This window comes from Streptomyces malaysiensis subsp. samsunensis (assembly GCF_024519315.1).
Taxonomy (GTDB): Bacteria; Actinomycetota; Actinomycetes; order Streptomycetales; family Streptomycetaceae; genus Streptomyces; species Streptomyces malaysiensis.
This window is the reverse complement of record NZ_JANIIC010000130.1, coordinates 1-11,580: the sequence shown is the minus strand read 5'-3', so window position 1 is coordinate 11,580 and position 11,580 is coordinate 1. Positions and strand designations below refer to the sequence as shown.

The window sequence follows — 11,580 nt, the reverse complement described above, 5'->3', positions numbered from 1 at the left end:
AGCACGACTCGATACGCGCCCCGGCACTGTGGCAGCCGGAGGAACGCCTCCTCGTCGTCGACGCGCTGTCGGACTACGACGTCGGCTGGGTGAACCTTGCCCTCGACGGCCTCGACGTCGCCAGCCGCCTCCAGTGCCGTCGCCGCGGACACCAGCCCCTTCGCGTCCCCACCCCGGCCCCGCACCCGGTAGCCGCCGGGGGCTGTGCTCGGACTGCGGGATGAACCGATGTGCGCTATGACCGGGATCCCGGAGCGGGTCAGCAGCTCCACCTGCGGCAGCATCTCTTCGCCGGCCTCCAGCTTCACCGCGTGCGCGCCGGCCTCCTTCATGAACCGCACCACTGTCTGGGAGCAGTGTTCTGCGGACGTCTCGTACGAGCCGAACGGCAGGTCCGCGATCACGACCGCACGGCGGGCGGCACCGGACACTGTGCGTACGAGCAGGAGCAGTGCGCCCACCGCCACCTCCGGCGGCATACCGGCGGGACTGCGCCGCAGCCATAGGCCACCGGATTGGTCACGACCCGAGTGAGCAGCGCGGCATCACCGAGTACGTCCGGGAGATCCTCGGACAGTTCCACGGTCGGCTCGCGGCCACCCGGGCCGAGGTCGTCGCGGGCGACCGCCAGCACCTCGACCATATCCACCGGCCGAAGGAACACATCGAGCGCCGCGGTGTGCAGGTGGCTCCAGATCCACCAGATCACCTGCCAGGCCACCCACCCGGGCCACGGCGTGCACCACCTGGTCGTACAGCGCGGACCACTCCTTGCCCGGTACGAGGAGTCCCGCGGTCCCGCAACCGATTCGCCGCCCGCCGAGCGGCCGCGACCTCCGGTTCCAGATCGCGCGGCCACCTGCAACGCCTCGGAACGCCGCCGGTCGGAGGCGAGCCTCTCGCAGGCGACCTCGGCCTGCCGGCGGTTCCGGCAGCTCTCCGGGCTCGCTATGACCTGGCCAGCGGCCCCGTAGGACTTCCCCACACCCGGGGGCGGCCCCCAGGGACATCCGCAAGCGTCCACGAGCCACCGTCGACCGCCTCCGCCACGGATGAACCACCGGCCTCCGCCCGCTCCGCAGCCCGGTACACGATCCACCGTCCATCCTGCCGTCGCTCGACGGGGGGCGCCAGGCCGAACCCCGGCGAGCGGGGCCTGCCTCCTTCGCCCTCGGGGCCGTGACCGGTCCGCGGAGGCGACAGCGGTGGTTCGGTGCCAGACTGGGTTGAGCGGTCATCCTGCGGGGCCGCACGACCATCACGGCGTGCTCGAAGAGATCTTCGCCGGGCCGGGATGCGTACACGGGGAGCCCGTATGCAGGATGAGCCGTCCGTCAAGGGCCTGACCCGCCGTCAGGAGCTTGCCGAGACGGCCGTCTTCCTGCTGCTCATCCTGCCGTCGATGGCGTTGTCCTTTCTCGCGGTCGGCCAGGGCGCCTTGCCGTTCCCCTTGGTCGCCGCCACGACCATCCTGCGCGATGCGGGTCTGGTTGCCCTGATCCTGCTTCTGCTGGCCCGCGCCCGGCAGTCCGTCGCGGCCATCGGCTGGGTCCGCCGCACCGTCGGGCGGGAGATCATCCTGGGGGTCGTTCTCTCGGTGCCGGTGCTGATCGGCGTAACAGCGCTGAACGCCGCCCTTCGAACCGCGCACCTGTCCGGACCACGGACACTCCCCACGGGCCTGGTGCCCGCACCTCGGTTCGGCACACTGCTGCTCGCCGTGGTCCTCGTGGCGGTGGTCGCGGTCGCCGAAGAGACGATTTTCCGTGGGTATCTCTTGCTGCGGTTCACGCGCCTGCTCCGAAGCCGTTCCGGAGCCGTGCTGCTGTCGTCGGTGGTTTTCTCCATCGGTCACGGCTACGAAGGCAGCGCGGGGGTGCTGACCGTCGGGGTGACCGGCGTGGTCTTCGCCATCGTCTATCTATGGCGCCGAAGTCTTGTGGCACCGATCGTGATGCACTTCTGCCTGGATTTCATCACCATCGTGCTGGTGCCGCTCCTTCGCTGACCGGCCGAGTGCCACCGTGCCGGCCGGTGCCGTCAAGGTGTGGTGTCCGGCGTCCCCAGCCGTCAGGGAGGCGACATACGGGCCGGGACCGGGGTCACCGGCGGGGCGCAGCGACAGCTGGCTGGGCCGGGTGGACCGGATGGACCGGGTGTCGGCCGCGCGGCTCGGCGTGCGGGGTGAAGGTCACCACCCGTAAGGGGGAGCCGTGGATCACGGTGCCGAAGCTGGAGCCGCTGGGCGAGTCCACCGGCCTGGGGGCAGCGTCCACCCGACTCCGGCCTGCCACCCTGGCTCCACGCTTGCGCACCGGTCTTCCGCGTCGGCCCGGATATTGGCAGCGAGGGCGCGCAGGTCCTCCTTCAGTTCCTGCCGCCGGGCCGTGTCCATGGCCTGGCGCATCTCGTCAGTGATCTCAATGGGGTGCCTGTCGCTCACCGCCCCACCGTGGACGACCGCACCCGCTGGTGGCCGTACCTCAAGGTCATCACCGTTCGAGCAGTTTGCGGCGGAGATTGTCCATCGACTTCTTCACGTCTTCGAGCTGGTCGCCGAGAGCCCGCATGTGCCACTGCATGTGCTCCATCCGCGCGGCCATTGCCGGCGTGGCGAACGTCTGGGCAAGCTCCGCCGCGCCAGCGTGTCCCTCCTGAGCCTTCTTCGCCCAACCGAGCGCCATCCGCTCGTACCCGATAGCGCGCTTGGACGCTTCGTTCTCAGCCATCTCCAGCCTCTCCTGTGGACCAACAGGGTGGCCCCTTCACGCCACCGCAGCGGGCTCCACCGTCTGGGGCGGTGGCGGGCTCCCCACGCGAAAGCCAGGTACGTCCAAGCTCCACCGACGCCCCTGGGCCCGGTCGGTGCATGCCCACGTACATCGTCGCGCCTCTTGTGCCGACCAGCCACGCCACACCCGCAGTGAAGCTGCGCCATCTTGAAGTAGCTGGTCAGGGCGCTGGTGTGATGTTGTTTCGGGGTGCTCGTGCTGGTCGTGGGGGCGCTGGAGCGGATCGCCGCGCCACCCGCGGAGAGGGCGCTCCCTCAGCTTTGGATGACGTGACGGCTACTGCTCTTCGTCCCCGGTCGACCGGCGCCCCAACTTCTGCCATATCCGGTGCAGGGAGGCGCCGAGAGTCGGGTGGTGAAAGTGTACTCCGCCGGAGATGTCGCCGGCCTGGACGGTGGGGCCGTGGAAAGTGCCGCCGGAGATGGTGTTCGCGCTGCCTGTCGCCTTGCTCGGCGCTTGTTGTGAGGGCTCCGCCTCCGGTAGTGGCCGGATATCCAGGAGTCGGTATCCCTCAAGCCCGCCGCTTCCCTGATGGGTTTCGGTCTCCGTCGCGCCCATGAGACGTCGTGCCGCCTTCTGGGTGGCGGCTGCGATGCTGTCTTCCGCCTCAATCTGCGACGTGACGCGGTCGAGTTCGACGCGGACTGCATCAAGCCGGTTGCGCGTGTGGCGTAGTCGGTCTCGCACTTCACGCAGTTGTTGGACCTTCGTATCTCGCTTGGCGTGAGCCTTCTCTTTACGATCCGCGAGTAACCGGATGGCGCTGGCGAGGGGGTCCTCCGATTTGAAGGACCATTGAAAGCTCACGCCGAGGGCTTCGTTCGTCGCATCGAGGACCTTGACCACTTTGGTGGACAGGCGGCGCCAGTCGTGCTGGCGGTGCGTGGCGCGCACGTGCCACGCCATGGCAAGGAGGTGCCGTATGGACTCGTCGACGGTTCCCGACGAGAGCAGCGCGGCCAGTCTCGCCCGCCAGTTGCTGACCAGCTCGGGATCGGCGGCGGATACCATCTCCAGATGCCTGTCCAAGCCCTCGTACTGGGCGCGGAGTTCGGGACCCATGTGCTTGTCGAGACGGTCCTTCAACCCGGCCTGGAAGATTTCCAGGCCCTTTGTATCGTCATCTCCGTAGCCGTGAGCGTCCCGTTCCAGCCACCTCGTTTCCCGTTCCAGCCGTTCCGTCTCCCGTTCAAGCTGCTTTTTCTCTTCACGGAGTTCAGCTGCGCGGCGGGAGTGGCCGAGGTCCCCGGCGATCTGTTTGCACAGATGGTAGAGGCTGAAGTCGGGGCGCTCCGGCTCCGGCCAGCGTACGAGTACCGCCGTGCGCTCGATGAAGTCGAGGAACAGGACACCGGGCAGCCACGACTCCGGTACGTCAAAGTACGCGGCACATCGGGACACCGCCTCGGTCCACGCGACATGGTGCTCAGGGAACCGGTGCATGCCGGGACCCGCGACCTGGCGGCACCGAGCACGATCGAGTCCGCGACCAGTTTCAGCCGCTGGTGCTCGTTCGGTGTCGCATGGATGCGGGAGAGCATGCCTGCGGCGAACCGGCGGTGCAGGTCGGCGTCGGGCAGCACGTCCGGCACGGGCGGCATGTCCCGGCAGTCGACCCGGACGGTGAAAATGCCTTCCCGCTCGGCGACATCGGCCAGCAGGTCGAGCAGCGCGCTCTTGCCGACGCCACCGGGCCCGTGCGCGCAGAGCACTCCCGGCGTGGCCGCCGCGGCGCGGAGCTGTGCGATCTCGCGGTCGCGGCCCACGAAACGACGCAGCGTCTCGACCTCACCCGGCTTCCGGAGTCCGAAACTGACGCGGCCCAGGGCGTCGAGCTGGACGGCATGCGCGCGCTGTTCGACGGCTGGAAGCAGTACGACTGGAAAGCGGTTCCCCGCGTCGGTCGGCCTCATGAAGCCGCCGAACTCTCAGTAGAACGTTGGGTATTGACGTCTGAGCCCCCTTCATACACACTACGAAAAAGAATGAACGTTCTGTCTTTCTCGTTGGTCCCGCGACCTCGCCAGAGCCTCGAAAGGTATGACTCGAAAGGTATGACCACATTGCGCAAGAACCTGCTGCGGCTGGGAACGACGATGGCTGCCGTCGTCGGTCTGTCCCTCGGCGCCGGCACGGCGTTCGCCACCCCCGCCGGTCCGGGTGTGTCGGGCACGATCATCGCCCAGACCACGGTGGGCGGAAAGGACTACGTCCTTCGCCGGATCACCGTCCCTCCGGGCCAGAGCACGGGCTGGCACTACCACGACGGCACCCTCTACGGCCTCGTTCAGCACGGCACGCTGAGCCACTTCGACTCGGACTGCGAGTCCGACGGCGTGTACGGGGCCGGCAGCACCCTCGCGGAGCCTTCGGGCGCGAACCGCGTGCACATCGGCCGCAACCTCGGCAAGGCCGATGTCGTCCTCGACGTGCTGTACGTCCTTCCGCACGGCGCCCCGCTGTCGCAGGACGCCCCCAACCCGGGTTGCGACTTCGAGTAGGCCCCGCCGCCCGGTCATGCCCGTGGGTGGTGAGAAGACGCCGGATCCGGCGGTGCGGGGGACCGGGCGGGACGCCGCACGGCGCGGGTGCGAGACGCACGCGGCGCGGCCGCGACCGCGGTGCACAGCACGGGTGATGCGTCAGCCTGTGACGGCTTTGACGGCCGTCACCGCTGCGGATGGTCCCGGCTCTGTCGGCGGGCCACCAGGAGTTCGGCGGCGCCGGCACAGTCGCCCTGGTCACCGGGGCCAGTAGCGGAATCGGCGAGGGCACCGCGCTCGCGCTGGCCGCTCTCGGTGCACGTGTGACCGTCGTGGCCCGTCGGGCCGACCGTCTCGACGCACTCGTCGGAAAGATCGAAAGCACTGGTGGCCACGCTCTGGCCGTGAGCGCCGACATCACGGACGAAGGGCAGGCCCACGCCTCCGTCGCCCGCACCGTCGAGACGTACGGCCGCGTCGACACCGTGGTGGCCAATGCGGGCGTCATGATCCTCGGACCGATCACGGGCGCCGACACGACCGACTGGCGCCGGATGATCGAACTCAACACACTCGGGCTCATGTACACCGCCCACGCGGCTGCCCCGCACCTGCTCGAGGCGGCGGCCGACGGCCCCCGCAAAGACACCCCCCTCGTCCTGGTCAGCAGCATCCCGGGCCGTGTGCTCCTGGTCCGACCGACGGAGCAGCAGGATTGACCGGCGCGATGCCGGAGCGTCTGCTCGGCCAGCGTGGGTGCACAGCACCCACGCCCCGGGAGTCGGCCCGCATTACCGTCGTAGGTGTGGACAGTGAGAACAAGCTCGGTGACTATCTGCGTGCCCGACGGGCACTGGTCCGGCCGCAGGACGCTGGTCTGCCCGAGGACGGTCCGCGGCGGGTGCCGGGGCTCCGGCGCGACGAGGTGGCGCTGCTCGCAGGGGTGAGTACGGACTACTACATCCGGCTGGAGCAGGGCAGGGAACGGCATCCGTCCGACCAGGTGCTGCGGTCGATCGCCTGTGCACTGCGGCTGGATGACGCTGCCGCCGCGCATCTGTTCCGGCTCGGTCTGCCGGTGTTCGGGGCGAGGGCGGCCACGTCGCTGACCGTCGCTCCAGAGCTGACGCGGCTGATGGATGGCATGCCGGACGTGCCGACCTTCCTGGTCGGCGCGGCGCAGGACATCCTGGGCGCGAACGCGATGGCGCGGGAGCTCTATCGCGGATTCGCCCGGTACGACAACCTGCTGCGCATGATCTTCCTGGACCCGTACGCGAGGGACTTCTACGGTGACTGGGACGCCGCGTCGCGGCTCGCGGTAAGCAATCTGCGGGCGTCGTCCTCGCAGTTCCCCGCGGACGGGCACATCGAGCGTGTCGTCGGCGAACTGGCCTTGCGCAGCCCGGCGTTCGCAAACCTTTGGGCTCGCTACGAGGTGCGTCCGCGGACCCGCGAGGAGAAGCATCTCGTGCACCCACGGGTAGGAGAACTGCGGCTGCACTTCGAGACACTGGCGGTCGCCAGCGCCCCTGGGCAGCACCTGTCCGTCTACAGCGCCGAACCCGGCAGCGCCAGCCACGACGGCCTGGTCCTCCTGCGCCGTCTGGCCGAGCAGGCAGCCACCGATCCCGAGAACCCCGACCAGGAGAAGGCTCTGGAGAAAGATGACACCCGATCATGAACACATCCCTCGCCGACAGCGTGGGCACCTACGAGATCGCCGGGAAGAAGATCGCTCGCCTGGGCTTCGACGCCATGCGGCTGACCGGGCTCGGGATACGGGGCGAGCCCGAGGATCGCGCCGAGTGCGTGCGTGTCGTGCGGCGTGCCGTCGAACTCGGCGTGCAGCTCATCGACACCGCCAACTCCTACGGGCCCTACATCAGTGAGGAGGTCATCCGGGAGGCCATCCATCCCACCCGGACGATGTACTGATCGCGACCAAGACGGGCCTGACGCGCAACGGCCCGGACATCATCAGGCGGGGAGACGAGCTGGTACGCCTCGGACCCAGGGCCTGGCCGCCGGTCGGTCGCCCGGAGTACCTCCGCCAGGAGGCGCTGCTGAGTCTGCGCCGGCTCGGCTTGGAGCAGATCGACGTGTTCCAGCTCCATCGCGTCGACCCGCTGGGCGCCCGTGGCCGCGGGCCAGTTGGCCCGCCCCCGGGGGCCGGTCGACCACATCGCCGCGGCGCACCACTCCACCCCGTCAAACGTGGCCCTCTCCTGGCTGCTGCACCGCTTCGACGCCACCCTGCCCATACCCGGCACGTCCAAGGTCGCCCACTTGGAAGAGAACCTGGCCGCGTCCCGAATCCGCCTCTACGTCTACGAACTGCGGCGTTCCATGCGGGTGGCGGGGCGACACGTGGGTGCAGCACACCCAGGCCCCGGCACTTCACGGCGTCTAGTGTGGTGTGCGGGAGGCGGGCACGAGGTGCTTGCGGCTGAGGCGACCCGCTGCGAAGTGATGCCGCCCGTGTCTCCCATCCCGGGAACCGTCCCGCGGAGAGCAACGGGACAGAGCCTGGCCTCACTTGAACCCCACCGCATCGACCGGATTGCCGGTACCACCCACTGTTTCCGAGAGAACCAAGCAACCGTGATACTCCCATTCGACGAAGCCGGCCAGGGCCGACCGATCGTCCTGCTGCACGCCCGCCCGGCCGACCGCACGATGTGGCGGGCACACCTTCGCCTGCTCGCCGAGGCCGGCCTCCGGGCCATTGCCATGGATTTGCCCGGCCACGGCGACGCCGCTACGGCCCGGCGCGACGAGGTGACTCCCTGGGCCGATGTGCTGGACACACTCGACCACCTCGGTGTCGACCGTTTCACCCTCGCCGGGAACTCGCTCGGTGCCCTGGTGGCGCTCCAGATCGCCGTCAGCGAGCCCTGGCGCGTGCAGGGCCTGGTGTCCATCGGCTACCGACCGCACGACCTGCCGCCCTCCTCCCGCTTGCAGACCGCGTGGGACAGGGAGCGGGCCGCGCTGGAAGCCGACAACATCGAAGCCGCCGTGCAGGCCGGTGTCGAGGCATGGACGTCGCCGAAGGCATCGGACGACGTACGCGCGCAGGCCGCCGTCATGATGCGCAACCAACTGGTCGCGCGCGTCACGTTCGGCGAACCGAAGGTGGCGGCGGACCCGCTGAGCAAGGACACGGGTGCCTTGCGCGCCCTGACCGTCCCGACGCTGGTCGGCGTCGGTGAACTCGACATGCCCGACTTCTTCGAAGGCGGAGCGGGCCTGAGTGACGAGCTCGGGGCCGGCGAGGTCGTCGTCCTCTCGGACGCCGGACACCTCGCCCCGCTGGAACGGCCCGAAGCCTTCTGCGCTCTGCTGCTCGACTTCATGGGCCGCCTGCCCGCCTAGTCACCCTACGGCCGCGTATGGATGCGTCCGCCGCACGGACGAGAATGACGAGAAAGGAAACTCATGGAAACCGTCTTCGTAATCTACAGGTCGAATGGAGAAGACTTCCGGTTCGATCATGACTACTTCGTGTCCCAGCACCTCCCGCTGGTGCGCAGTGCCTGGGAACAGTACGGTCTCGAGTCCACCACCGCTGTCTACCCGAAGGGTGAGGGAGACATTGTGGTCGTAGCGGTGAACGAATTCCGCGACGAACAGGCCGCCATCGCGGCGTTCAGTTCGCCGGAGAGCGAGGCGGTGATGAGTGACATTGCTCGCTATACCGACCTCACCCCCATCCGGCTCCGCGGTGTCCCTTTCACCTACTGAAGCCTGTAGCTCGACATTGATGTGCTCGGTCAGGTACGGCGAGATGGGACCAAGTCTTCTGGTCCCATCCCGCCGTCCTGCGCCGACAGTTGCCGGACCACCTCCGCTGAGGGTCCAGGACGGTTCGACTCTCACTGACTCCGAGCGGCGGCAGATACCCGCGCGCCGCGTCACTCAGGCACGCGAGGGCGTGTCCGCCGAAACGATGCAACGTTCCGCCGACGCCCTTATGGCCCCCTTGGGAGCAGAAGGCCGATATGGTCGTTGCCGAGAACGGGGCCAAGTAATGACTTCGACTTCGACATCAAGCGCGTCGGCCCGGACGTGGGCAGGCGTAGTCACACTGTTGGCCGGCACGCTGCTGCCGCCACTGGATTTCTTCATTGTCAATCTCGCCATCCCGTCGATTCAGGACGACCTCGGTGGCGGCGACATCCTGGGCCAGCAGATCGTGGCCAGCTACGCTGCCACCTACGCCGTGATGCTCACTCTCGGTGGCCGTCTCGGCGATCTGTACGGGCAGCGGCGAGTCTTTCTCGTCGGCCTCGTCGGGTTCGCCCTTGCCTCTCTGCTGTGCGGTTCGGCCGGCGAGCCCTGGCTGCTTGTCGTCGGGCGCATCCTGCAAGGTCTCACCGCCGCACTGATGGCGCCGCAGTCGCTGGCCCTCATCCGCGCAAGCCTCGATGGCCGGGACCAGACGATCGCCCTCGGCTTCCACGGTGCGACCGTCGGACTCGCCGCGGTCATCGGCCAGTCCCTGGGCGGACTCCTCGTCACCGCCGATGTCTGGGGCCTGGGCTGGCGGGCCATTTTCCTCATCAACCTGCCCGTCGCGGCCCTGGCCCTGCTGGGCAGCCTGTTCCTGCACGACCCGCACACCCGAGGCGCGGAGAAACTCGACTGGGTCGGCGCCATCCTGCTCTTCACCGGTCTTGCCGGGATCGTCATCCCGCTGCTCGAGGGGCAGGCCCTGGGCTGGCCCCGGTGGTGCTTCGTCCTGTTCGTCGCCGCCGTCGGCCTGCTGTACAGGTTCTGGCGCTACGAGTCCGCCCTCGGCGGCGACCGGCCGCGCGGACGACGCGTCATGCCCCTGGTGCCACCCGGAGCGGTCACTGCGCCTGGTGTGCGGATCGCCCTGGCGGCGGTCGCCCTGTTCTACTCGATCGCCGCGTTCTTCCTCATCTTCTCCGAACACGAGCAGGCCGTCGGCCGCACCCCGCTCCAGGCGAGCCTGGACATCCTGCCGCTGGGCATCGGTTTCCTGATCGGGCCGCTGACCGTGCCGCACCTCATGCGGGTCATGCCGCGCCGGATCGCCGCTCTCGGCCTGTGCCTGGAGACCATCGGCTTCCTCGCCTTCGCCGGACTCGTCGCCGCACTCGACCAGACACCGTGGGCCGCCGCGCCCCTGGCGCTCATCGGCTTCGGTCAGGGGCTCGCCCTGCCTTCGCTGATCCGCATCACCGTCACCCACATCCCGCGCGCGTTCGCCGGCCTGGCCAGCGGTCTGGTCAACGCGACCCTTCAGATCAGCGCCGCCCTGTCGGTCGCGATCGTCGGCGGCGTCTTCTACGCGGCCGCCGGTGCGTACGGGTCGACCCATGCAATCACCGCGGTGTCGATCCTTATCGCCGTACTGCTGTTCGTCTCCTCTCTGCTGTCGCTACGGGCTGAACGGGTCCCGTCCTTGGAGACGCCCGCGAAGATTGTCGGCGCACACGATCCCGAGGGGAAGGAAGGAAAGGCACTCTCCCAAGTGCGAGATCAGTAGATGCTGTCCTTCCGGCTGTGAGAGACGGAGGGCGCACGGTGTCAACAGAGTGGTCCATACGCCCGGCGACCACCACTCTGGCTGTCGAGCCGGACGGAGTGGTCGATCTGCCTGTCGGTCTGGCCCTGGCGGCGCATCGGGACGCCGGGGCGCCAGGCGGAGGTCAGGCGCGAGATCTCGCGCTCGACGAGGTCGTCGAGCGTCCTTTCATGCCCGCGCCCGTCCGCGATCAGGCCGGGGTCGTCACCCGCTGAGTCCGGACGAGCGGCGCGAGGCCGTCCTGAGCAGAGTGGAGAGTTCGGTGATGCCCCCACCGACGATGCCTGAACAAGCCGAGCCTGTGTCGCAAGCGAGTTTGGTCACCGACGTCGAGGAGCTCATCGCCGAGCACGTCCTGCCCGTGGACGACAAGCACGACGGCGACGTCGAGGCAGCCGGCGGAGAGTCGCTGCGCGTCCGGCTTCAGGCCGGTGCCCTCACCACGACCGCCACGCGAGTTGCGGGAGCTGGTTGGTCAACGGACGACAGTGGTTCATCACCGGCGCGGACGGAGCAGGGTCCCACATCGCCCTGCCGTCGGCCCGCTGTACGGGTTCTGGCGCTACGAGTCCTCGTGTGGCCTTCGGCCTGAGCGAGGAGCTGGGCGCATGGTGGCTACTCCGGATGCCTCTGCGTCACCTTCAAGCCATGATGGGCGAGATGGGCGGCAAGAAGCTGCGCCATGACGGCGGCCACGTCGTTGGGCTTCAGGAGCCGGCCGGACTCTGTTTCCGCTGAGGGGAAGACG

Annotated in this window: 13 protein-coding genes and 2 pseudogenes; 9 read left to right on the top strand and 6 right to left on the bottom strand. The window is 68.7% G+C overall.

Features of this window, described 5'->3' with window-relative positions; translation table 11 throughout:
* On the bottom strand, nucleotides 1–461 hold a 461-nt coding region (locus NQU54_RS47295), incomplete at its 3' end, for a 3-methyl-2-oxobutanoate hydroxymethyltransferase (RefSeq protein WP_257636438.1).
* Nucleotides 401–721, bottom strand: coding sequence for a hypothetical protein (locus tag NQU54_RS47290; protein WP_257636437.1), 321 nt, complete (start codon nucleotides 719–721; stop codon nucleotides 401–403). The genes NQU54_RS47290 and NQU54_RS47295, both read right to left, overlap by 61 nt.
* Nucleotides 722–1,315: 594 nt before the next feature.
* On the opposite strand from NQU54_RS47290, the gene NQU54_RS47285 reads away from it, so the two are divergent.
* Nucleotides 1,316–2,008 (top strand): CPBP family intramembrane glutamic endopeptidase, encoded by a 693-nt coding sequence (locus NQU54_RS47285; protein WP_257636436.1) that lies wholly within the window; start codon nucleotides 1,316–1,318, stop codon nucleotides 2,006–2,008.
* Between the two features lie 484 nt (nucleotides 2,009–2,492).
* Here the strand turns inward: NQU54_RS47285 and NQU54_RS47280 are convergent, their stop codons facing one another.
* From NQU54_RS47280 to NQU54_RS47270, 3 genes and pseudogenes are all read right to left on the bottom strand, one after another.
* Nucleotides 2,493–2,729 (bottom strand): hypothetical protein, encoded by a 237-nt coding sequence (locus tag NQU54_RS47280; RefSeq protein WP_257636435.1) that lies wholly within the window; start codon nucleotides 2,727–2,729, stop codon nucleotides 2,493–2,495.
* 339 nt (nucleotides 2,730–3,068) lie between these two features.
* Complete coding sequence (locus NQU54_RS47275; protein ID WP_257636443.1) at nucleotides 3,069–4,235, bottom strand: hypothetical protein; 1,167 nt, start codon at nucleotides 4,233–4,235, stop codon at nucleotides 3,069–3,071.
* A 206-nt stretch (nucleotides 4,236–4,441) separates the two neighbouring features.
* Nucleotides 4,442–4,705, bottom strand: a pseudogene (locus NQU54_RS47270) (hypothetical protein); the annotation flags it as partial.
* A gap of 183 nt (nucleotides 4,706–4,888) precedes the next feature.
* Here NQU54_RS47270 and NQU54_RS47265 point away from each other — a divergent pair.
* Complete coding sequence (locus tag NQU54_RS47265; RefSeq protein ID WP_257636441.1) at nucleotides 4,889–5,293, top strand: cupin domain-containing protein; 405 nt, start codon at nucleotides 4,889–4,891, stop codon at nucleotides 5,291–5,293.
* Between the two features lie 167 nt (nucleotides 5,294–5,460).
* Here NQU54_RS47265 and NQU54_RS49900 read toward each other — a convergent pair whose 3' ends face one another.
* Nucleotides 5,461–5,670: a hypothetical protein gene (locus NQU54_RS49900; protein WP_257636442.1), complete on the bottom strand. Its 210-nt coding sequence runs from the start codon at nucleotides 5,668–5,670 to the stop codon at nucleotides 5,461–5,463.
* Here NQU54_RS49900 and NQU54_RS47255 point away from each other — a divergent pair.
* From NQU54_RS47255 to NQU54_RS47225, 7 genes and pseudogenes are all read left to right on the top strand, one after another.
* Nucleotides 5,578–5,994, top strand: coding sequence for an SDR family NAD(P)-dependent oxidoreductase (locus NQU54_RS47255; protein ID WP_257636440.1), 417 nt, complete (start codon nucleotides 5,578–5,580; stop codon nucleotides 5,992–5,994). The genes NQU54_RS49900 and NQU54_RS47255 overlap by 93 nt on opposite strands.
* Nucleotides 5,995–6,080: 86 nt before the next feature.
* Nucleotides 6,081–6,959 (top strand): helix-turn-helix domain-containing protein, encoded by an 879-nt coding sequence (locus NQU54_RS47250; RefSeq protein ID WP_257636434.1) that lies wholly within the window; start codon nucleotides 6,081–6,083, stop codon nucleotides 6,957–6,959.
* A pseudogene (locus tag NQU54_RS47245) lies at nucleotides 6,956–7,615 on the top strand (aldo/keto reductase); the annotation flags it as partial. The gene NQU54_RS47250 and the pseudogene NQU54_RS47245, both read left to right, overlap by 4 nt.
* 264 nt (nucleotides 7,616–7,879) lie before the next feature.
* On the top strand, nucleotides 7,880–8,653 hold the full coding sequence (locus NQU54_RS47240) for an alpha/beta fold hydrolase (RefSeq protein WP_257636439.1): 774 nt from the start codon (nucleotides 7,880–7,882) through the stop codon (nucleotides 8,651–8,653).
* Nucleotides 8,654–8,716: 63 nt separating this feature from the next.
* On the top strand, nucleotides 8,717–9,022 hold the full coding sequence (locus NQU54_RS47235; RefSeq protein WP_257636433.1) for an EthD family reductase: 306 nt from the start codon (nucleotides 8,717–8,719) through the stop codon (nucleotides 9,020–9,022).
* Between the two features lie 346 nt (nucleotides 9,023–9,368).
* Entirely contained in the window at nucleotides 9,369–10,793 is a 1,425-nt protein-coding gene (locus NQU54_RS47230; RefSeq protein WP_257636432.1) for an MFS transporter, read from the top strand.
* 38 nt (nucleotides 10,794–10,831) lie between these two features.
* The gene (locus NQU54_RS47225) at nucleotides 10,832–11,047 is read left to right on the top strand and encodes a hypothetical protein (protein ID WP_257636431.1); all 216 of its coding nucleotides are present in this window, start codon (nucleotides 10,832–10,834) and stop codon (nucleotides 11,045–11,047) included.
* Nucleotides 11,048–11,580: the final 533 nt, after the last annotated feature.